At 62.4% G+C, this 21,112-nt stretch carries 17 protein-coding genes; 3 read left to right on the forward strand and 14 right to left on the reverse strand.

Annotation, left to right across the window (positions count from 1 at the left end):
• Positions 1 to 10: 10 nt before the first annotated feature.
• From NT26_RS09365 to NT26_RS09405, 9 genes are all read right to left on the reverse strand, one after another.
• Entirely contained in the window at positions 11 to 1,624 is a 1,614-nt protein-coding gene (locus NT26_RS09365; RefSeq protein ID WP_052638542.1) for a glycoside hydrolase family 43 protein, read from the reverse strand.
• Between the two features lie 60 nt (positions 1,625 to 1,684).
• Positions 1,685 to 2,728 (reverse strand): L-glyceraldehyde 3-phosphate reductase, encoded by a 1,044-nt coding sequence (mgrA, locus tag NT26_RS09370; RefSeq protein ID WP_052642008.1) that lies wholly within the window; start codon positions 2,726 to 2,728, stop codon positions 1,685 to 1,687.
• Positions 2,729 to 2,792: 64 nt separating this feature from the next.
• Entirely contained in the window at positions 2,793 to 3,926 is a 1,134-nt protein-coding gene (locus NT26_RS09375; RefSeq protein ID WP_052638544.1) for a Gfo/Idh/MocA family protein, read from the reverse strand.
• A gap of 24 nt (positions 3,927 to 3,950) precedes the next feature.
• Entirely contained in the window at positions 3,951 to 4,715 is a 765-nt protein-coding gene (locus NT26_RS09380) for a sugar phosphate isomerase/epimerase family protein (RefSeq protein ID WP_052638547.1), read from the reverse strand.
• Between the two features lie 38 nt (positions 4,716 to 4,753).
• A complete protein-coding gene (locus NT26_RS09385) occupies positions 4,754 to 7,192 on the reverse strand; it encodes a beta-mannosidase (RefSeq protein WP_052638550.1) in 2,439 nt (812 codons plus the stop codon).
• 6 nt (positions 7,193 to 7,198) lie between these two features.
• Entirely contained in the window at positions 7,199 to 8,287 is a 1,089-nt protein-coding gene (locus tag NT26_RS09390) for an ABC transporter ATP-binding protein (protein WP_052638552.1), read from the reverse strand.
• A gap of 8 nt (positions 8,288 to 8,295) precedes the next feature.
• Positions 8,296 to 9,240: a carbohydrate ABC transporter permease gene (locus tag NT26_RS09395; protein WP_052638554.1), complete on the reverse strand. Its 945-nt coding sequence runs from the start codon at positions 9,238 to 9,240 to the stop codon at positions 8,296 to 8,298.
• Positions 9,233 to 10,135, reverse strand: coding sequence for a carbohydrate ABC transporter permease (locus NT26_RS09400; RefSeq protein WP_052638555.1), 903 nt, complete (start codon positions 10,133 to 10,135; stop codon positions 9,233 to 9,235). Before NT26_RS09400 ends, NT26_RS09395 begins: the two co-directional genes overlap by 8 nt.
• A gap of 128 nt (positions 10,136 to 10,263) precedes the next feature.
• Positions 10,264 to 11,499: an ABC transporter substrate-binding protein gene (locus NT26_RS09405; RefSeq protein ID WP_052638556.1), complete on the reverse strand. Its 1,236-nt coding sequence runs from the start codon at positions 11,497 to 11,499 to the stop codon at positions 10,264 to 10,266.
• A 405-nt stretch (positions 11,500 to 11,904) separates the two neighbouring features.
• Here NT26_RS09405 and NT26_RS09410 point away from each other — a divergent pair, with 405 nt between their 5' ends.
• Positions 11,905 to 12,957 (forward strand): LacI family transcriptional regulator, encoded by a 1,053-nt coding sequence (locus NT26_RS09410; RefSeq protein WP_052638557.1) that lies wholly within the window; start codon positions 11,905 to 11,907, stop codon positions 12,955 to 12,957.
• Between the two features lie 87 nt (positions 12,958 to 13,044).
• Here NT26_RS09410 and gndA read toward each other — a convergent pair whose 3' ends face one another.
• From gndA to ccoG, 5 genes are all read right to left on the reverse strand, one after another.
• Complete coding sequence (gene gndA / locus NT26_RS09415) at positions 13,045 to 14,472, reverse strand: NADP-dependent phosphogluconate dehydrogenase (RefSeq protein ID WP_052638558.1); 1,428 nt, start codon at positions 14,470 to 14,472, stop codon at positions 13,045 to 13,047.
• Positions 14,473 to 14,566: 94 nt separating this feature from the next.
• Positions 14,567 to 14,722 (reverse strand): cbb3-type cytochrome oxidase assembly protein CcoS, encoded by a 156-nt coding sequence (ccoS, locus tag NT26_RS22160; protein WP_065814526.1) that lies wholly within the window; start codon positions 14,720 to 14,722, stop codon positions 14,567 to 14,569.
• The gene (locus NT26_RS09420) at positions 14,719 to 17,013 is read right to left on the reverse strand and encodes a cation-translocating P-type ATPase (protein WP_052638559.1); all 2,295 of its coding nucleotides are present in this window, start codon (positions 17,011 to 17,013) and stop codon (positions 14,719 to 14,721) included. The genes ccoS and NT26_RS09420 overlap by 4 nt, the downstream gene beginning before the upstream one ends.
• Complete coding sequence (locus NT26_RS09425) at positions 17,010 to 17,504, reverse strand: FixH family protein (RefSeq protein WP_052638560.1); 495 nt, start codon at positions 17,502 to 17,504, stop codon at positions 17,010 to 17,012. Before NT26_RS09425 ends, NT26_RS09420 begins: the two co-directional genes overlap by 4 nt.
• Positions 17,501 to 19,078, reverse strand: coding sequence for a cytochrome c oxidase accessory protein CcoG (ccoG, locus tag NT26_RS09430; protein ID WP_052638561.1), 1,578 nt, complete (start codon positions 19,076 to 19,078; stop codon positions 17,501 to 17,503). Before ccoG ends, NT26_RS09425 begins: the two co-directional genes overlap by 4 nt.
• Positions 19,079 to 19,203: 125 nt before the next feature.
• On the opposite strand from ccoG, the gene NT26_RS09435 reads away from it, so the two are divergent.
• Complete coding sequence (locus NT26_RS09435) at positions 19,204 to 19,608, forward strand: SRPBCC family protein (protein ID WP_052638562.1); 405 nt, start codon at positions 19,204 to 19,206, stop codon at positions 19,606 to 19,608.
• Between the two features lie 77 nt (positions 19,609 to 19,685).
• Positions 19,686 to 21,104, forward strand: coding sequence for an alanine/glycine:cation symporter family protein (locus NT26_RS09440; RefSeq protein ID WP_052638563.1), 1,419 nt, complete (start codon positions 19,686 to 19,688; stop codon positions 21,102 to 21,104).
• Positions 21,105 to 21,112 lie beyond the last annotated feature (8 nt).

Here is a 21,112-nt window from a genome sequence, read left to right on the forward strand (position 1 = left end):
ATATTTAACTTCAGCCCTCCAGCGCTTGGTAGACGAAGCGACTGAAGTCCGCCGGCCTTGCCCGTCCCGAGGTGTCAAAGGCGAAGACTCCTGCAAAGGCACCGGTAAACGAGCCGTGTTCGCCCCGGCCGCCCTCATCTGAGATGACTCCTGCATCAAGCGCGGGCCCGAGTGCCTGCCAATCGTTGCTACCACCAGCCCGCCAGGAGAACTGCAGGTCGTTCTCGCGGATGTCCATAGTCAGATCGACCGGGCCATCCGGGATCGCCACGCCGCTGCCGGCCGGAAAGATCATGCGGCCGTGCGGAAAATCGCCCGGGCAGGAGAAGATCGTCACCACGCGGCCGAGCTTTTCGTGGAGCGTCACCACCACTGCATAGAACTTATGGCGGTTGTAGTAGTGCGTCAGGCCGGCCACCTGCTGATAGGTATCGGGCAGGAAGTCGACGGTCGTCTCAGTGCGGAAGGAGTGGTGCTCCTGCCGCCGCGCGACAAGCGCCTGCTCGAACCACGAGCCGATGCTTTCACGCCCATGGAGGCGCAGATGACCCGGCCGCTCGGAAAGGCTGAAGAGACGCTCCGGCTGTGGTGTGCGCAGCCACTGGAATTCCATCGGCAGCGGTCCCGGCTCGAACCGGGTCTCGATGCGCGACGCCTTTTCGTGCCGCTCGACATCTACTGGCGCCGGGACATCGACCTCCGGAACGACACCGCCCTGGGCGAGATAGAGCCAGTCGTCCTCCCAGATGCACTTCTGCAGAGCCGTCTCGCGACCGAGTGTGCAGCGCCGTTTCGGCCGCATCGGACGGCCGCAGAGATGGGTATGATAGGCCTGCCCATCCGGGGTCTCAACATACTGCCCGTGCCCTGCCCGCTGCAGGACGGCATTCGGAGCATCCTTGGACGTGATGAGATGCGTGTTCGGATGCATCTCGTAAGGACCGTCGATAGCGCGCGACCGAGCCATGGTGACGGCGTGGTCGTATCCGGTACCGCCCTCGGCCGTCGTCAGGTAGTACCAGCCGTTGCGCTTGAAGAGATGCGGCCCCTCGACCAGTCCGAGCGGGCTGCCGGCGAAGATGTTCTTGATCGGCCCCTTCAGCGACTTCGTCCCGGCATCCCATTCCTGCAGCAGGATACCGTCGAAGGCGGGGCTTTTCGGCGCGCCACCATAGCTTTCCGTGCGGTGGTTCCACTGCATGTTGACGAACCACTTGCGGCCGTCATCGTCATGGAAGAGCGACGGGTCGAAGCCGGAGGAGTTCACATAGACGGGGTCCGACCACTCCCCTTCGATAGTCGGCGAGGTGACGATATAGTTGTGGGCGTCCTTGAAATTGCCGTCGTAGCGCTTGACGTCGGTGTAAACGAGCCAGAACAGGCCATCGGCATAGGAGAGACAGGGCGCCCAGATCCCGCAGCTGTCCGGATTGCCGCGCATGTCGAGTTGACTTGCCCGCTCCAGCGGCCGGCGCACCAGCGTCCAGTTCACCAGGTCCCGGGAATGATGGATCTGAACCCCGGGATACCATTCGAAGGTGGAGGTGGCGATGTAGTAATCCTCCCCGACGCGGCAGATCGACGGATCGGGGTTGAAGCCCCGCAGGATCGGGTTGCGGATCATGATGTCTCTCCTCCCTTAGGTCGTGCCGGGCAGCTTCCCGCCGGGCACCTTTCGTCGATGCTAGCGCTGCGGTCCCTCGCGTTCCGCGGAGGCGGCCCAGAGGTTGATGTCCGCCTCCTTCGCGTGACGGTCGATCTCCGCCAGTTCCTCGGCGGTGAACTCCGGATTGTCGAGCGCCTTGACGCAGTCTTCGACCTGCTCCGGACGGCTGGCGCCGATGAGCGCGGTAGTGACCCGGCCGCCACGCAGCACCCAGGCGATCGCCATCTGCGCCAGCGTCTGGCCGCGCTTTTCGGCGATCGCGTTCAGCGCACGCAGGTTCTCGACATTGCGGTCGTTGAGGAAAGCCGGACGCAGCGACTTGCTCTGTGCTGCGCGACTGTCTTCCGGAATGCCGGAGAGGTATTTCGACGTCAGCATGCCCTGCGCCAGCGGCGAGAAGACGATGGAGCCGATGCCGAGATCCTCGAGCGTGTCGAGGAGGCCGTCTTCCTCGATCCAGCGGTTGATCATCGAATAGCTGGGCTGATGGATGAGGATCGGCGTGCCGAGTTCCTTCAGGATGGCTGCTGCCTCGCGCGTACGCTTCGAGTTGTAGGAGGAGATGCCGACATAAAGCGCCCTGCCCGACCGCACGATGTGATCGAGCGCGCCGCAGGTTTCTTCCAGCGGCGTGTCCGGGTCGAAGCGGTGCGAATAGAAGATGTCGACATAGTCGAGGCCCATGCGCTTCAGGCTCTGGTCGCAGGAGGCGATCAGATACTTGCGGCTGCCCCACTCGCCGTAGGGACCAGGCCACATGCCGTAGCCCGCCTTGGACGAGATGATCAGTTCGTCGCGGTAACCGGAGAAATCGTTGCGCAGGATCTCCCCAAATGCGATCTCGGCGCTACCGCCCGGGGGGCCGTAATTGTTGGCGAGATCGAAATGGGTGATGCCGAGGTCGAAGGCCTTGCGGCAGATCGCCTGCTTGCGGTCGTGCGGCGTGTCGTGGCCGAAGTTGTGCCAGAGGCCGAGCGAGATTGCCGGCAGCTTGAGCCCCGAGCGGCCGCAGCGGTTATACTTCATCTTCGAATAGCGGTCGTCTGCCGGTTGCCAGGCCATGACATCCTCCTTGTCCTTGAAATGCGGTACGGGCGCGAACGGCCCGCACCGCATTGATAGCCGATCAGCGCAGAAGCGCCAGCGCCTCATCGATGCCGAGCGGCTCCGGCTGTGTGCAGGTGGTGGTCATGTCGACAAACCGTCCCTCCTCGCCCGATTTCAGGATCGAGGTCAAAACGTCGATGCCATGCAGCGAGCGGTCGAGGGAGCAGCGCGGGTCGCGCTTCTCGATCAGCGCCATGGCCATGTCAGCAAGGCCGGCGGTGCGATAATTCGCACGAGGGCCGCTCGGGTGCTCCTGGTTGGCCTTGGAGAACGGATGATCCCAAACGGGCAGCGGCTTGATGTCCTTGTCGCGGCCGGAGGCTTCCACGAGACCGCCGAAGAAGTTCGGGTCGGGCACGTAGAGCGATCCCTCGGTGCCGTAGAGCTCCATGTTGGCATGACGGTGGGACCAGACATCCCAGCTGGCTGACATGGTAATCGTCGCGCCGTTGGCAAACTCCAGCAGCGCATGGATGTTCGTCGGCGTCTCCACCGGAAGCACCGTCCCGGCAAGCGGCTGGCTGGTGACTGTGCGCGTCGGGTTGGCCATCGAGGTGAGTGCTGCGACGCGCTTCACCGGTCCGATCAGGTTGATCAGGTTCGCGACGTAGTAAGGGCCAAGGTCGAGGATCGGACCGCCCCCCTTGAGGAAGAAGAAGCCGGGATTGGGATGCCACATTTCCATGCCCGGGCTCATCACATGGCAGGTGCCGGACGTGATACGGCCGACTCCGCCCTCGTCGACATATTTGCGCGCCAGCTGGTGTGCGCCACCGAGGAAGGTGTCCGGCGCGCAGCCGATCGCCAGCCCCTTATCCTTCGCAATCCGCCGCAGTTCCTCGCCCTCCTCGAGCGACAGAACCAGCGGCTTTTCCGAGTAGACGTGCTTGCCGGCTTCCAGGATTGCCTTCGACACGCGGAAATGCGCGTCCGGGATCGTCAGGTTGACGATGACCTCCAGCTCGTCATTGGCGAGCAGTTCGTCGATCGTCTGCGCCTTCACCCCGTATTCCTTCGCCCGCAACTGCGCAGCCTCCGGATTGAGGTCGGCGCAGGCGAGCATCTTGATGCCCTTGAACAGCGGCGCCAGCGCCAGGTAGGTGATGGAGATATTGCCGCATCCGATGATGCCGACGCCGAGTTCCTTGGCCATATGGGGCTCCGAAATGCTAATGTATCAGTATGTCTTGAAGGCTGCGATCGAGCGGGAGATCAGCCGTTCCAGGTCGTTGGGGTTATCGTGCTCGACGATGAAGTGCTTCGCGGGCGTCTTCTCGCGTAGCGCCGCCATCAGGCCCTTCCAGTCCACGGTCCCGTGGCCCACATCGGCCCAGCCATCCTCGTCCGTATTTTCACCGGCACGCGCGATGTCCTTGACGTGGACAGCGGTGATGCGGTCGCCGTAGCGGTCGATCCAGGCCATGGGGTCGGCGCCGCCGCGGATGACCCAGGCGATGTCGGCTTCCCAGGCGAGATCCGGGCCGCCTTCAAGGATCTGCTCCTGTGCGGTCGTACCGTCTTCCAGCGTCTTGAACTCGAAGTCGTGGTTGTGCCAGCCGAAGGTGTAGCCGGCATCCTTGTAGCGCTTGCCGGCTTCCGACAGACGCTTGCCGAAGGCGCGCCAGCCGGGGGCATCCGTAGGGCGCAGATCGGCGACCAAATGCGGGCAGTAGATCGCCTCCATGCCGAGCGTCTTGGCGATCAGCAGTGCCTGTTCCGGCTGCTTCTCAAGAAGATCAAGCCCGAAGTGACCCGTCGGCATGGTCAGGCCATTGGCGTCGAGATCGGCCTTGATCGCCTTCAACTGGCTTTCGTCCATGCTCGCATAGAGGCCGCCATAACCTTCGACTTCCGCATAACCGGTCTTACCGAGCGCGGTGAGCGTATCGGCGAGCGGCGGGAAATTGCGCGCGCTATAGAGCTGGAAACCGAGTTTCGTCATGTCATCCTCCTGGGCCGGCGGCCCTTCTGCTGAAAGGTTCAATCTGCCGACTGGCAGGAATAGAGGTCGTAGATGCGGAAGACCGGTGCAGCCGCACTCGGCTCCGAAGGAGTGAAGGTGATGCGGCGGCATTCGCCGGCGGCAAGGTCGAAGGCGTTGTCGGAATAACGGCCAGCTGTGTCGCTTTCTATCATCACGAAGAGCGCAAGACCGGACGCCTGAACCACCAGGTCCATCGCGCCGGCACCGCCCGGCGACATAGAGACCTCGAGCCCCGGCGGTGCAAGATCAAGCGCCTTGTAGGTGCCGTGGACGTAGTGCCCCTCCCCGCCCATGCCGTTCGTTGCGGTGAAGCTCCAGAACAGGATCGCATCCGGCGGAAGGTCTGACGCAGACAGGGCGACCGCCGTCACCGCCGCATCCGGCGAGCAGAGGGCGTCGACGCTATTGATCGGCGTGCGGGTCCCGTCGAGCGAGACGGTCGAGAGACTGATGGTGACGGTCACGTCATCCATCGTGTCGTTGACCAGCGAGATGCGGATATCCGACCCGTCCTCCGACGGAATGGCAGCAACCGCGACCGGCTGGAAGAAGCGTCGCGCGACATAATGCAGGACCTTCCAGCCGCCGCCATAGTCGAGGCTCGACCAGGAGGCGACCGGCCAGGTGTCGTTGAGCTGCCAGTAGAGCGTCCCCATGCAATGAGGTTTCTGCGCCCGCCAGTAATCGACGGCGGTCCGGATCGCGAGTGCCTGCTGCACCTGGCTCAGATAGACGAAGTTTGCGAAATCCTTTGGGAAGCGGAAATAGCGGAACATCGTCGCCGCGATCCGCTCGTTGCCACCGGCGTTCTTCTGGTGGTGCTCCATCACCGGAGAGGCGATGTTCATGTCCTTGGCCTCTGCATAGGTCCGGATGACCGGCAACGAGGTATAGGACTGGAAGCCGAACTCCGAGCAGAAGCGCGGGCGGACCGAGTGGTAGTTGTCGAAGCTCTTGTTCTCGTGCCAGACCGACCAGTAATGCATGTCGCCTGAACCATCGGCGTGCCAGGCGTCACCGTAATCGAGGTAGCCGGATGCCGGGCTCGACGGCCACCAGATCGCCTCTGGTGCAGCCGCTTTCAGCGCCTGTTCGATCGTCCGGTTCAGGCGATCGTAGGAGACCAGATAGCGGTCGCGGTTCTCGATCGACTCCTTGAACCAGGTCAGCGCACCAACAAGCTCGTTGTCGCCGCACCAGACGACGATCGAAGGATGCGAGACGAGCCGGCGGACCTGGTAGTCCACCTCCTCCGCCACATCCTCTAGGAAGTCCGGCGTCGAAGGGTAAAGGTTGCAGGCGAACTGGAAGTCCTGCCAGACCATCAGGCCCAGCCGGTCGCAAAGGTTGTAGAACCAGTCGTGCTCATAGAAGCCGCCGCCCCAGACGCGGAGCATGTTCATGTTGGCGTCTACCGCGGACTGCAGCAGGTCCTCCGTCTTCTGCGGGCTCGAGAGGGAAAACAGCGCGTCGGCCGGAATCCAGTTGGCGCCTCGGCAGAATATCTCGCGGCCGTTGATGCGGAAGGCGAAACGGCTGCCGGCTTCGTCCGGGTCGGTCACCAGTTCGACGGTGCGCAGGCCGACCTGCCGCGTCACCTGATCCTCGGGGATCTCTACCGTCAGCCGGTAGAGGTTCTGCTCACCGCTCCCTGCCGGCCACCAGAGCCGGGGCTCGGAGATCTCGAAGACGTGGTGGATCGTGGTCTCACCGGCGGCAATGCCGCAATCCAGCCGAACGCGCTCGCCATCGAGATCAAAATGCACCGGCACGACGCCCGGGTCCACAGCATAGAGCGTCAGCGCCACGTGCAGATCGACCTTGCCCTCGGCGTGTCTCTGGCTGGTGACCACGTGCTCGATCCGCGCCGTTTCAAGCCGCCTCAGCAAAATCTCGCCGTAGAGCCCGAGCGGTGCCAGCGCAATGTTCCAATCCCACCCAAAATGGCACTGCGGCTTGCGCAGCATGTTTCCGTTCGGGATGGGGCAGTTGCCGGTCGAATAAGGAATGTAGAAAGGCTGCCGCGCCTGACGCTCCGCTCCCGCCGCAATGCTGGAGTGAAAGTGGATGCGGATCGTGTTCACGCCCGCCTGCAGCGCGGCGGAAACATCCGGTCGGTAGCGGCGAAAGCAGTTATCGGCAGAGAGTACCGGCACATCATTGATGAAGACGACCGCCACCGTGTCGAGATAGGTGATGTCGAGATACCAGTTGCCGTCCGGATCATCGATGACGAACTGCCGCTCGATCACCCATTCCCGCTCGGCGACCCACTGGACCTGATCCTCGTTGCGGCCGACATATGGATCGGGAATGATGCCGGCCTCTTTCAGCGCAGTGTGGACGTCGCCGGGGACCCGCATAGCGGACCGATGGTCGCCCCCCGCCTCAGCGAGCTGCCAGATCCCGGAGATGTCGAGGCGGGAGATGGACATCGGCGATCAGATCCGTTCTTCGGTCTCTGCGTCGAACAGCGAGGCAACCGACATGTCGAAGGACATCTGAAGCTTCGTTCCCGGGGCGAAGCGCTTGGCGCCGCCAGTGCGCACCGACATGGTGTGCCCCGCATGCTTCAGCCACAGCAGGTTGTCCGCACCCATGGGCTCCTCGATATCGACCACCGCGTCGTGCATCTCGGCACCTGCCTGATGGTTGTCGACATGGATGTGTTCTGGCCGGACACCTAGCACTACCTTCCGGCCAGGAGTAAGCGCCCCCTCGGCCTCGTATCCGTCCAGAGAGAACGAGACGCCGTGGGTCTTGAAGACGGTGCGCCCGCCCTCTTCCACGAGTTCTCCGTGCAGGAAGTTCATGGACGGCGAGCCGATGAAGCCAGCAACGAAGAGGTTGACCGGACGGTTGTAGATGGTCACCGGATCGTCGAGCTGCTGGATCACGCCGCTCTTCATGATGGCGATTCGGTCGGCAAGCGTCAGGGCCTCGATCTGGTCATGGGTGACGTAGATCATCGTGTTCTTGAGAGAATGATGCAGGCGCTTGATCTCGACCCGCAACTCCGAGCGCAGCTTGGCGTCGAGGTTCGACAGCGGCTCGTCGAACAGGAAGACATCGACGTCACGCACCAGCGCCCGCCCGATCGCCACGCGCTGGCGCTGACCGCCGGAAAGCTCGGCCGGCTTGCGTTTGAGGAGCGGCTGGATCTGCAGGATGTCGGCGGCACGCGCGATCCGGCGCTGGATGTCCTCCTTGGGAACTTTGGCGACCCGCAGCCCGAAGGAAAGGTTCTTCTCAACCGTCATCTGCGGATAGAGCGCGTAGGACTGGAACACCATGCCGATGCCGCGGTCCTTGGGCTCTTCCCAGGTGACGTTGCGGCCCTTGATGAAGATCTGGCCGTCGGTCGGCTCCAGGAGGCCGGCGATGCAGTTGAGGAGCGTGGACTTGCCGCATCCCGAAGACCCGAGAAGAACGAGGAATTCGCCGTCCCTGATATCGAGATTCATGTTCTGCAGCACCTTGACGGCACCAAAGGAGAGCGAGAGGTCGCGGATGGATACGCTGTTGTTCATGGAAGTACTTACCCCTTCACTGCACCTGCGGCGATGCCGCGGACAAAAAGCCGGCCTGACAGGAAGTAGACGATCAGTGGTACCGCCCCCGTCAGAAGCGTCGCGGCCATGTTGACGTTGTACTCCTTCACGCCCTGGACGGAGTTGACGATGTTGTTGAGCTGGACGGTCATCGGATAGACATCCGGCCGGGTGAACACGACGCCGAACAGGAAGTCGTTCCAGATACCGGTCACCTGCAGGATCATCGCGACGACGAAGATCGGCAGCGCCATTGGCAGCATGATGCGGAAATAGATCTGCCAGAAACCCGCGCCGTCGATACGCGCCGCCTTGAACAGCTCGACCGGCAGCGAGGCGAAGTAGTTGCGGAACAGCAGCGTCAGGATTGGCATGCCGAAGATCGTGTGGACGATGACGAGTCCTGTCAGCGTGCCGTATACGCCGAGTTCGCGCAGGGCGATGACGACCGGATAGATCATCACCTGGTAAGGGATGAAGGCACCGATGATCAGGATCGAGAAGAAAAGCTCGGAGCCCTTGAAGCGCCAGTTGGCAAGCGAATAGCCACTCACGGAGGCGACTGCGATCGAAACCACGACGGAGGGTATCAGGATCCGGACCGAATTCCAGAAACCGCGCGAGAGGCCATCGCAATTGAGTCCGGTGCAGGCCTCCGCCCAGGCCTTCACCCACGGCTCGAAGGTGATCTCCATGGGCGGCGCGAAGATGTTGCCCATGCGCACTTCCGGCATGCCCTTGAGCGAGGTGACCACCATCACGTAGAGCGGCAGGAGGTAGTAGAGCGCTGCAACGAAGAGCGTGCCGTAGAGCATGATGTTGCGGGCCGAGAGCACGCGCCGGGGTTTGCGCCCTCGGGGACCGCTCGCGACCTGATCGGAGACGGCATCGAAACCTGCCGCCGTGGTGTTGAGGGTGGAGATGTTAGCCACGCTTCTTCCCTCCGAACTCGAGATAGGCCCACGGGATAATGATGATGGCAACCGTCAGCAGCATCATGGTGGATGCGGCGAAGCCCTGGCCGAGGTTCTGCGCCTGGAACATGTAATCGTAGACATACTTGGCGGGCACCTCGGAAGCGTTGCCGGGGCCGCCACTCGTCTGGGCCACGACAAGGTCGTAGACCTTGACGATGCCGCTTGCGATGATGACGAGCGTCGTGATGAATACGGGCCGCATCATCGGGATGACGATGAACAGATAGGTCCGCCACATCGGGATGCCGTCAACGCGCGCGGCCTTCCAGATATCCTCGTCGATCCCGCGCAGGCCAGCGAGCATCAGGCACATGACGAGCCCCGTGCCCTGCCATAAGCCGGCGATCAAGATGCCGTAGATGACGATGTCCGGGTTGTAGAGCGGATCGAAGGTGAAGCTCTCCCAGCCGAGGGAGCGGACAATGCCCTGGACCCCGAATTCCGGGTTGAGGATCCACTGCCAGACAAGGCCGGTAACGATGAAGGACAAGGCGAACGGGTAAAGGAAGATCGTCCGGAAGGTGTTCTCGAACCGGATCTTCTGGTCCATCAACGCCGCCAGCAGGAAGCCGATGACCATGCTGAAGATCAGCGAAAGGATGCCGTAGATCGCCAGGTTCTGAATCGAGATGATCCAGCGGGACGATGCCCATAGCCGCTCGAACTGGTCGAACCCGACAAAAGTCGCCCGCGGCAGGAGCTTGGAATTGGTGAAGGAGTAGACGACGGTCCAGAGAGAGCCGCCGAGGAAAATCCCGAGCGCAATCAGGATCATCGGAATGGACGCAATCTTGGCAGTCAGATTGCGAAAGAGCTGGTTTGGGCGTTTGGCAGGCGCCAGACCTGTCATGTCTCGATCCTCCTCGAACGTGACGACGCATCCGGGACCCCCGGAACCGAAGCCCGAGCGGCCGTCCGCGACGCCGGTTCAACCGGCCGACGCTCCGAGGAACGCCGGCCGGCCGCGGTCGCTTGGGATTAGTCGGCCGAGGAGATGATCTCCGCGAAGCGCTCCTGAGCCGCCTCGGGAGTCATCGAGGTGCTGGAGAAGAACTCCGTCATCAGGTCCTGCTTCTGGCTTTGCGAGTCGGGCGAGAGCAACTGGTCGGTGCTGGTAAGGGCATTGCCTTGCGCAACGATCTCCAGGCCCTTCTTCATGCAGTCGTTGGCCGACGCCAGATCGACGTCTCCGCGGATCGGCAAGGACCCCTTCTTGAGGTTGAAAGCAACCTGGGTTTCCGGTGCGACGAGCACTTCCGCCAGGGCATCCTGTGCCTTCGATCCTTCCTCGTCTTTCAGAACCGGGAAGTAAAAAGCGTCCCCGCCCGTGGTGATGTACTGGCTAACGCCAAGCCCCGGAAGGCAGCTATAGTCCTTGCCCGCGACCTTACCGGCGATCTGGAACTCGCCCTGCGCCCAGTCACCCATGACCTGACCGGCAGCCTTGCCGGTGATCACCATGTTGGTGGCCTGGTTCCAGTCCTGCACGTTGGTGCCGATGGAAAGTTCGCGTGCCTGTGCGGCCGCTTCGAAGATCTTGGCGACCTCCGGGCCGGCCGCCGCTTCGGCGTCCTTCTCGACATAGACCTTCTCGTGCAATTCCTTGCCACCGAGTGCGAGCAGCAGGGTGTCGAAGAGGCCGTTTGCTTGCCAGGGCTGACCGCCCAGGGCCAATGGATGGATACCGGCTTCCTTCAGTTTCGGCCCGGCGGCAACGAATTCGTTCCAATCCTTCGGAACCGCTACGCCAGCCTTCTCAAACGCCTCGTTGTTGAGCCACAGCCACTGCCAGGAATGGATGTTGACCGGCACGCAATAGATCCGGCCGTCGATCGTGCAGCTGTCGAGCAGGCTTGCAGGCTTGATCACCTCTTTCCAGTTGCCCTTCTCTGCAACGTCGGTCAGGTCGCGCATCAGCCCGGCCTCGACAAGCTCCTGCGCCTGGCGTCCATGGTTGAACTGGGTAGCCCCCATGGGATCACCGCCGGTAATGCGGCTAATCATGATGGGACGGGCGGTGCTTCCGCCCCCGGCGATGGCGCCGTCCACCCACTTGTTGCCGGTGGCGTCGAATGCCTTGGCGAATTCAGCGACGGCAGCTGCCTCACCACCCGAAGTCCACCAGTGGGTTACCTCAAGGTCTGCGGCCTGGGCAACACCAAGCGGCAGCACGACGGTTGCCGCAAGCGCGGCTGCAAAAGCACGAATATTCATGAGTCTCCTCCCTCACTGAAACGATGCAGTAAAAAGCTAAGCGAAAGCTGCCGCACGCGCAACTAGGTACTACAGAAAAATTCCGCTCGGGAGCATTTCTGGAGCCGTTCCTGATCTTGAGCGCACTGCACAACGCATATGACTGTGCCATTATACTGTTGATCTCAGTAGGTTATCTCGGATATCTTTCGAACCACGCATTTCGCGCCCGCACAATGTCCATTTCCCATTGAATTGATCGGAGACCCGCCCCGAGCGGAGTCGGCCCTAAAATTTTCTGCTCGACAAGCGGCCTGTATCGTTTCAGATTTCAGCCATGGAGGCCCGACGGATGGAGGAGGCATTCGTTTCCAGCCATGACAAAGGCATCTATAGTCCTGGCTGGATTCGGATGACGGCAGGGTGATGGACGACAGCAGTACGAAGAGAGCGGCGAAATCTCCGCTGGCGGCCGGCGAGCGGCCGACACTGAAGACGATCGCCTACATGACGGGCCTCGGGATCACGACCGTGTCGCGAGCCTTGAAGGATGCGCCGGATATTGGGACGGAGACCAAGGAGCGAGTTCGTCTGGTTGCCAACCAGCTAGGCTATCAGCCCAATCGAGCCGGCGTCCGCCTGCGAACCGGCAAGACGAATGTCATCGCCCTCGTGCTTAGTATCGAAGAAGAACTGATGGGCTTCACCAGCCAGATGGTCTTCGGTATCTCCGAAGTACTGGCCGGCACGCAGTATCATCTCGTTCTGACGCCCCATACCCACCAGAAGGACCCGATGGTGCCGGTCCGCTACATCCTCGACACAGGATCGGCAGATGGCGTGATCATATCCAGAATCGCTCCGGACGACCCAAGGGTCCGGCTTATGGCCGAGCGCAACATGCCATTCGCGACCCACGGCCGGACGGATATGGGCATCGTCCACCCCTACCATGACTTTGACAACGAGGCCTTCGTCTACGAGGCGGTGGAAAAGCTGGCGTCGAAGGGTCGCAAGCGCATCGCGCTGCTGCCGCCCCCGGCCACCCTCTCCTTCTACCTGCACAGCCGCACAGGCTTCGAACGAGGCCTCGCTGATTTCGACCTGACAGAAGTCTCGATGGGACGGATCTCGACCGAAACGATACTCGGCGACATTCGCACCTATACCGAAACGCTGATGCGATCCGCCAACGCGCCGGACGGCATCATCTCCATCAGCGGCAGCTCCACCATTGCACTGGTCGCCGGGATCGAGGCCGCCGGTAAGAAGCTTGGCAAGGACGTCGACCTGGTGTCCAAGCAGTCAGCGGAGTTCCTCAACTGGATCCGCCCGGAAATCTACACGGTGAACGAAGACGTCCGGCACTCTGGACGCGAGCTCGCAAAGGCGGTCATCGCGCGAATCGACGGAGTGGCACCGGAACTGCTCCAGAGCATCAGCAAGCCGACCTGGTCGTCTATGGGCCCCAAGGAGTGAGTTCCCCCTCGTCAGCAAGATCGTCAGGTCCAGAGGTTAGATGAAAAACCCGCAGCAAAGGCGGGTTTTACCGATGCGAACCGAGACTCAACCTTGGCTGAGGCCGCTGCCCCAGGGGCCGTGCGGGCGATCAAGTCCGTCGACCCGCTCGAAGCCGTGCGCCCCGAAGAAATCGCGTTGCGCCTGGATCAAGTTTGCGGTTCCGCGGCCGCGGCGATAGGCATCGAAATAGGCGAGCGCCGAAGACAGCGCCGGCACCGGCAGGCCGGAGAGTACTGCGTAGGAGACGACGCGGCGGAGCGCTCCGTCCGTCTCCTTCACCATATCGGCGAATGCCGGCGTGACGATCAGGTTGACGTCAGGATCCTTGGTGAAGGCGGAGGTGATCTCGTCGAGGAACTGCGACCGGATGATGCAGCCGGCGCGCCAGATACGCGCAATCGTCGGCATCGGCAGGTTCCAGTTGAACTCGGCGGAGGCTGCGGACATGACCGCGAAGCCCTGTGCATAGGCGCCAATCTTGGCGGCAAGTAACGCGTTCTCCAGGTCGGCGAGGAAAACCTCGCGATCCTTGGGCGCGTCGGCAGACGCCGGCAGACCTAGAATCTTCTCCGCCGCCTCGCGCTCGCTTTTCTGGGAGGAAAGGATGCGGCCTGCAACAGCCGCCTCGATGGCGGTGGCAGCGACGCCCATGTTCTGTGCCTCGATCACCGACCACTTGCCGGTCCCCTTCTGGCCGGCACGGTCGACGATCATGTCGACCATGGCTTCTCCTGAGACCGGATCGGCAGCCTTCAGCACCTTCTCGGTGATCTCGATCAGGTAGGAGTTGAGCCTGCCAGTGTTCCAGCGGCCGAAGACCTCTCCGATTTCCTGGGCGCTCATGCCCAGGCCATCACGCAGAATGCCGTAGATTTCGGCGATCATCTGCATGTCCGCATATTCGATGCCGTTGTGAATGGTCTTGACGAAATGACCGGCGCCATTCTCGCCGAGCCAGGCCACGCAGGGGTCGTTGTTGAACTTGGCGGAGATGGAGGTCAGCACCTTCTCGACGCGCTTCCAGCTCTCCTCCGTACCACCGACCATGATGGAGGGACCGTGGCGCGCACCTTCCTCACCGCCCGAGACCCCCATGCCGATGAAGGTCAGGTCGCTGTCCTTCAGGCTGTCGAAGCGTCGCATCGTATCGCGGAAATTGGCATTGCCGGCGTCGATCATGATGTCACCGGCTGAGAGGTAGGGCTTCAATGCCGCCATCTGCTGGTCGACGGGCTCGCCCGCCTTGATCATGATGATGATCGGCCGCGGCGGCCGGATCGCGGCAACGAACTCCTCCAGGGTCTCACAAGGGACAATCTGGCCCTGCAGGTCGCCCGCTTCCGCAAAGAACTTTCGCGTGGCTTCCGGGCTGCGATTGAAGACCGCGATCCGGTTGCCCTTCTCGGCGATGTTGAGTGCGAGGTTCGAGCCCATGACGCCGAGCCCGATAAGGCCGATTTCTGCCTGTTCCACGAAAGTGCCTCCATTTGCGATTGGCCGCTGTTTTGGCACCAGAGATTGCAAACGGCAAGGCTGAAACGATTAGATAGAGAGTGTTATCCGCTTGTCAGACAGCAGGACGATCGTCGTCATCATCGATGGCCCGCCAGGCCGCACCGTCGAGGTCGTCATACTGGCCGCTCTTCAGCGACCAGAGAAAGGCCACAAGCCCCAGCCCGCCGAGAAGGAGGGCGATCGGGATGAGATAGACAAGCATGTTCATGCCAGACGCGCCTCCCCAGGCATGGGGGTCGATGCAGCCGAGATGGTCAGCTTCCGCTCCGCTCCAACCAGCCTATTCAGCCGAAGTGCATTCACCACGACAATGATGGACGAAGTCGACATGGCGACGGCGGCGATCAGCGGCGTCGCGTAGCCGGCAAGCGCGATCGGCACGGCAATCACGTTGTAGCCGATGGCCAGCGCAAAGTTCTGGCGAATGAGAGAACCCGCCCGCCGCGACACTTCGATGGCCAATGGCACTGCGTTGAGGCTGTCATGCATGAAGACGAAATCCGCCGCCTGCCGTCCCACGTCGGCCGCCGTGGCGGGGGCGATCGATACGTGCCCGGCAGCGAGTGCCGGCGCATCGTTGATCCCGTCACCGACCATCAGCACCTTCGACCCACCGCGGTCCAACTCGATAACCGCGTCCACCTTGTCGCGCGGCGAAAGCTCCGCCCTCCATAGGGAGATGCCGAGGCGACGCGCGAGCGCCTTCACGACGGGCGCGCGATCGCCGGAGAGGATGCCGGTCGAGAAGCCACTGGCAGCGAGTGCCGCGACGGCGGAAGCACCATCCGGCCGGACGGCATCTTCAAAGAGGAAGCTCTGGAGTTCGTTTCCGTCAAGCGACAGGACGACTTCGGACAGTTCATCCGGATGAGCGTTGCCACCACAGGCGAAGCGGCGGTTTCCGAGGCGATAGACACCCTCGTCCGTCACCGCTTCCAGTCCCTGCCCCGGCAGTTCCTTGACTTCGGCGAAGCGCTCTCCTCCGCCGGGGGCGCCTTGGTAGAGCGCCTGCGACAGCGGGTGACGGGAGTGACCGGCAAGACCAGCGGCGAGAGCGAGGTAACCCCGCTTGACCTCCGTACCATTGACGAGACGCGGGCGACCGAGCGTCAATGTTCCGGTCTTGTCGAAGAGGACCGTGTCCACCTCGGCGAGACGTTCCATCGCCGATCCGTCCTTGACCATCACGCCGCTCCTGAAGAGCCGGCCTGCAGCCACGACCTGGACCACAGGCACGGCAAGGCCGAGGGCGCAGGGGCAGGTGATGATCAGGACAGCGATGGAAATCAGCATGGCCTGCTTCCAGTCGCCTCCGAATACCCCCCAGGCGATGAAGGCCCCCAGGGCAAGAAGGTGAACCGCCGGAGAATAGAGCTGAGCTGCCCGGTCCGCGATCCGCCGATATCGCGCCCTGCCCCCTTCGGCGGCCTCGATCAGCGAGATCACCTCCGCGAGGAACGAATCCTTCGCCGCGGCCGTGGCGCGTACGACCAGCGGGCCGGTCAGGTTTAGGATCCCCCCCTGGACGGCGTCCCCTGGCCCGGCAACCGTGGGTGCGCTTTCGCCATTGACGATGGAAAGATCGAGATCGCTCTTGCCGCTCTCGACAACCCCGTCGACGGGGATGCGCTCGCCGGCCGCGATCATCAGCCGTTCACCCGGCCGGATGTCCTCGATCGGACGGTACTCGCGCGCGCCATCCTCTGCGAGCACCATCGCACCACGCGGCGACAGACGGGCAAGGCCGCTGATCGCGGCGCGCGCCCTGTCGCGCATGACGTGATCAAGCGTCCGGCCGATGAGCAGGAAGAACAGCAGCGATACGGTCGCATCGAACCAGGCATGATGTCCGTGATGCATCGTCTCCCAGAGCGAGACAGCGTAGGAAAGCGTGATAGCAAGCGCGATCGGCACATCCATGTTGGTGCGGCCGTGACGCAGCGCGTGCCAGGCCGATTGGTAGAAGAAGCGGCCGGCATAGACGAGCGCGGGCGCCGCGATCATGGCGGAGATCCAGTGGAACAGGTCGCGCGTGGAAGCTTCCGCTCCCGACCATACCGAAACGGAGAGCAGCATGATGTTTGCCGCCGCGAAGCCCGACACGGCAACCGCCCGTATCAGTTCGCGCTGCAGCCGATCGCCAGCATCTTCGGCACTTGAGAACAGATGGGCGTCGTAGCCCGTCGCCCCACGGATTGTCTGCACCAGTTCCAGCGGGTCGGTGCGGACACCGGAAACTTCTTCCTTCCAGACGATGGAGACCCGCTTGGTCGACAGGTTCACCCGCGCCCGCTCCACGTCGGGGCGGGCCTGCAGCGCCTTTTCGATCGCTGTGATGCAGGTGCCGCAATGGACGCCAGGCACACTCAGATCTGTCTGGCGCAGCCCCGGCTGGATCTGCCGGCTCGACAGGAGCAATTCTTCCGTCGAAGGCAGGGCATGGCTCAGCCGCTCAAGTTCCACGGCTCCCTCGGTACCGGGAGCACAACAGGTGGTCATTTCGCTGCTCCGGCGACGGAAACCCGCTGCGTGTCATGAAGGATGCGCTTGCCGTCGCGAAGCGCCTCCGCCTCGACGATCCAGGTTCCGCCGGCGACAGCATGGCGGGCAACGAAGACGCCCTCCCCCTCGTGCCGGAGCGCAAGCTCGAAATCCTGGTCTTCGCCGACCGGACGCTTGAACCGCAGCGTGACGTCATCCGCTTCAACGGCACCATCCTGAGCGTGAGATATCCGGTAGCTGACTTCAGAATCCTCTATCGTCAGCGCACCGATCACGCCCGTAGCCGCCAGCGCCTTCGCCTCGGCAACCCTCCCGTTGAATTCCTGGCTGGCGATGTAGGTGTTCTTCACCACCAGACCGCTCCAGGTATGGGTCGCCTGCCACGCCATGTAGAAGTTCACCGAGATTATCGTCCCGAAGAACAGGCACATGACAGCAAGCATGTGCCAGCCCGTGAAGACGAATCCCTTGCGTTCTGTCGAACTCATTTCCCGCCCTCCGGAGCATAGAAGGTTGCGTCGTAGTGGTCGCGCTCATGGCTCGAACGATCTTCGGCGATGAAGCTGAAGCCGTCGCTGCCATCCGGCAGGGCATTGGCCGGCACTGTCACAAAGACCTTCAGCGCCGTTGCCTTGTCCGGTTCGACCGAGATGGCGAACCGGCGGTTGTCGTCACTCGTCAGACCGTTGATCTTCATCATCGCCTCCGGCATCCCTTCAAGCGACAACAGAATGGTGCGCGGTTCGGGGATCATGTTCAAGAGGCGAATTGTATATCCGTTCCGGATCGAGCCATCCGATTCCAGCACGTATTGCGGATTGCGGTCGTGGATGACGTTGACCTCCAGCCGGTCTCGGCTGAGGAGCGCCACCAGGAGCCCGATGCCGACCGCCGTCCAGACGCCCATGTAGAGCAGCGTGCGAGGCCGGAAGATGATGCGCCAGTTGAAATGGCGCACCTTGTCGACGAAGCTGCCATCCGCGTTGCGCACCCGATCGGGATTGATCGGCGTCGTGCCATTGTCCGTGGCAAGTGCCATGTTCGCATCATATTCGTTCAGAGTCGCGTAAGCGATCAGCCCGCGCGGCTTGCCGATCTTGTCCATGACGCTATCGCAGGCATCGATGCAGAGGGCGCAGGTGATGCAGGCCAGTTGCTGGCCATCGCGGATGTCAATGCCCATCGGACAGACGGCGACGCAAGCGTTGCAATCGACGCAGTCGCCGACCGGCTGGCCGGCGGCAGCGGCCTTCTTGGCGTGCTTGGTCCGAGGTTCTCCGCGCCAGTCGTTGTAGGTCACGACCAGCGAATTGTCGTCCAGCATGGCCGCCTGGATGCGCGGCCACGGGCACATGTAGATGCAGACCTGTTCCCGCATCAGCCCGCCGAAGACGTAGGTCGTAGCGGTCAGGATGCCGACGGTCGAATAGGCGATGAAAGCCGCGTTGCCCGTAACGAAGTCGTAGGCCAGCGTTGGCGCATCGGCGAAATAGAAGATCCATGCACCGCCGGTCGCGACCGCAATGGCGATCCAGATTGCATGCTTGAAGACGCGCTTGCGGATCTTCTCGAAGGTCCACGGCCCGGCCTCGAGTTTCATGCGGGCATTGCGGTCGCCCTCTACCCAGCGCTCGACGACGAGAAAGAGATCAACCCACACGGTCTGGGGGCAGGTATAGCCGCACCACGCGCGGCCGACCGCGGACGTGACGAGAAACAGACCGAAACCGGCCATAACGAGGAGCCCGGCCACGAAAAAGAACTCCTGCGGCCAGATCTCGATGAAGAAGAAATAAAAGCGCCGGTTTGCGAGGTCCACGAGCACCGCCTGGTCCGGAGCATAGGGACCGCGATCCCAGCGGATCCAGGGCGTCAGGTAGTAGATGCCGAGCGTGATGAGCATCACCAGCCACTTGAAACGACGGAAGCGGCCTTCCGCACGCTTCGGGAAGATCTTCTTTCTCGCCTCGTAAAGCGATTGAGGGGCGTTGCCAGCGTCAGCGTTTGTTGCCTGATGGCCGTCACCGGTCGCGTCGACGTTCTTTGCGGTGTAGAGATTCATGGCACATTTCCACCTTTGTGCCTGCCTTTTCCCATCTGGGCCGGCAAGTATCCTTGATATAAATCAAGTACCGACGCAGAGACGTCGCGCTCATTGTCGCAGGCCAAAGATCGGAGGAGCAGAGCTTGGCATCGTATCAGGTCGAGATCATCCACACGACAATCAACAGGAACTGGCACGAGGTGTACGACTTCGCCAGCCAGCCCCGGAACATGGCAAGATGGGCTGCCGGTCTTGCCGCCGGGCTGAAGCAGGATGGCGATGAATGGATTGGGGACGGCGGACCGCTTGGCGACATCCGCATACGGTTCGTCCCGCCGAACGCGCTCGGCGTCATCGACCACCACGTCACCCTGCCGGGCGGACAGGTCGTGCACAACGCGCTGCGCGTCGTGCCGAACGGCGACGGTGCCGTCGTCATGTTCACCCTGATCCGCCAGCCGGATATGGACGATGTTGCGTTTCAGGCGGACGCTGACGCCATCCGGCGGGATCTCGCAGCATTGAAGTCTCTTCTGGAAGAGCTTTGAGCGCAAGCGGCCGTGGCTTTCCAAATTGCCGTCCCGCCCTACCATAGGCTTCATCTACTGCCTCTCGGGAGAGCTCAATGACCGCGCTGATCGACCTGCTGAACCTGATCCTCTGGGAATATGTCCTGGTCTATGGGCTGCTGGCCGTCGGGCTCTACTTCACGATCCGGCTTCGGTTGATCCAGTTCCTGCACTTCGGCGAGATGTTTCGGGTGCTGCGGAGCAGCCCCACCGAAGATGATGCGGGGATCAGCCCGTTCCAGGCGTTGACCGTCAGCCTCGCCTCCCGGGTTGGCACGGGCAATATCGCCGGCGTCGCGGTCGCGCTCTATCTCGGCGGGCCAGGAGCCATCTTCTGGATGTGGATGGTGGCGCTCGTTGGGATGGCGACCGCCTATTCAGAGAGTGCCCTGGCGCAGCTCTACAAGGTCAAGAACGAAGAAGGCATGTATCGCGGGGGACCGGCCTTCTATATCGCCCGGGGGCTGCGCGCGCCCTGGGCCGGCGGCATTTTCTCCATCTGTCTCATCCTCTCGTTCGGCCTCGTTTTCAATGCCGTCCAGGCGAATTCCATCGCCGATGCCATGGAGGGTGCCTTCGGCCTACCCAAGTTGGGGGTCGGCGTCGTGGTCGCCGTGCTCGCCGGCATCGTCATCTTCGGCGGGATCCGCCAAATCGCGCGCGTCGCGGAACTGATCGTACCCTTCATGGCAGGCGCATACCTCTTGGCTGCCATCTACGTGCTCATCACCAACTGGTCAGACGTCCCGGCAGTCATCGGCAATATCTTCGCCAGCGCCTTTGGCTGGCAGGAAGCGGCGGGCGGCGCGACGGGCGGCATCATGGCGGCGATGATGAACGGCGTGAAGCGCGGACTGTTTTCCAACGAAGCCGGTATGGGATCGGCCCCGAACATTGCCGCCGTCGCGACGCCACAGCCGCACCACCCCTCATCCCAAGGTTTCGTCCAGGCTCTTGGTGTGTTCATCGACACCCTCCTTGTCTGTACGGCGACGGCCATCATGATTCTACTTTCTGGCGCCTTGGTTCCGGAAAGCGGCGTCACCGGCGCCCAGCTGACGCAGGCCGCGCTGGAGGAACATCTTGGGACCTTCGGCGCCTATTTCATCGCGATCGCTATCTTCTTCTTCGCTTTCACGTCGATCATCGGCAATTATTCCTATGCAGAAAACGCCATGACATTTCTGGGGGCCGGAACGGGCATCGGCATTGTGATCCTGCGCAGCGCCGTCCTGCTGATGGTCGTCTGGGGCGCCTATGAGACCGTCACGACGGTCTTCAACGCCGCTGACGCCTCGATGGGCCTGATGGCGACCAGCAACCTGATCGCCATCGTGCTCCTGTCGGGTACCGTCGCCAAGCTGACGAAGGATTATTTCGCTCAAAGGAAGGCTGGTGAATCGCCGGTCTTCCACGCAGCCGACTATCCGGAACTCGCAGGCAAGATCGACAAGACGATCTGGACCCGCGACTGACAGCGAAA

Origin of the sequence: Pseudorhizobium banfieldiae (genome assembly GCF_000967425.1) — a bacterium.
In the GTDB taxonomy this organism is placed as follows: Bacteria; Pseudomonadota; Alphaproteobacteria; order Rhizobiales; family Rhizobiaceae; genus Neorhizobium; species Neorhizobium banfieldiae.

What these genes read in the sequence shown, in the direction of transcription:
- NT26_RS09365 (WP_052638542.1), bottom strand. Translation starts at nt 1,624, where the DNA reads ATGATCCGCAACCCGATCCTGCGGGGCTTCAACCCCGATCCGTCGATC.
- mgrA (WP_052642008.1), bottom strand. Translation starts at nt 2,728, where the DNA reads ATGGCCTGGCAACCGGCAGACGACCGCTATTCGAAGATGAAGTATAAC.
- NT26_RS09375 (WP_052638544.1), bottom strand. Translation starts at nt 3,926, where the DNA reads ATGGCCAAGGAACTCGGCGTCGGCATCATCGGATGCGGCAATATCTCC.
- NT26_RS09380 (WP_052638547.1), bottom strand. Translation starts at nt 4,715, where the DNA reads ATGACGAAACTCGGTTTCCAGCTCTATAGCGCGCGCAATTTCCCGCCG.
- NT26_RS09385 (WP_052638550.1), bottom strand. Translation starts at nt 7,192, where the DNA reads ATGTCCATCTCCCGCCTCGACATCTCCGGGATCTGGCAGCTCGCTGAG.
- NT26_RS09390 (WP_052638552.1), bottom strand. Translation starts at nt 8,287, where the DNA reads ATGAACAACAGCGTATCCATCCGCGACCTCTCGCTCTCCTTTGGTGCC.
- NT26_RS09400 (WP_052638555.1), bottom strand. Translation starts at nt 10,135, where the DNA reads ATGACAGGTCTGGCGCCTGCCAAACGCCCAAACCAGCTCTTTCGCAAT.
- NT26_RS09405 (WP_052638556.1), bottom strand. Translation starts at nt 11,499, where the DNA reads ATGAATATTCGTGCTTTTGCAGCCGCGCTTGCGGCAACCGTCGTGCTG.
- NT26_RS09410 (WP_052638557.1), top strand. Translation starts at nt 11,905, where the DNA reads ATGGACGACAGCAGTACGAAGAGAGCGGCGAAATCTCCGCTGGCGGCC.
- ccoS (WP_065814526.1), bottom strand. Translation starts at nt 14,722, where the DNA reads ATGAACATGCTTGTCTATCTCATCCCGATCGCCCTCCTTCTCGGCGGG.
- NT26_RS09420 (WP_052638559.1), bottom strand. Translation starts at nt 17,013, where the DNA reads ATGACCACCTGTTGTGCTCCCGGTACCGAGGGAGCCGTGGAACTTGAG.
- NT26_RS09425 (WP_052638560.1), bottom strand. Translation starts at nt 17,504, where the DNA reads ATGAGTTCGACAGAACGCAAGGGATTCGTCTTCACGGGCTGGCACATG.
- ccoG (WP_052638561.1), bottom strand. Translation starts at nt 19,078, where the DNA reads ATGAATCTCTACACCGCAAAGAACGTCGACGCGACCGGTGACGGCCAT.
- NT26_RS09440 (WP_052638563.1), top strand. Translation starts at nt 19,686, where the DNA reads ATGACCGCGCTGATCGACCTGCTGAACCTGATCCTCTGGGAATATGTC.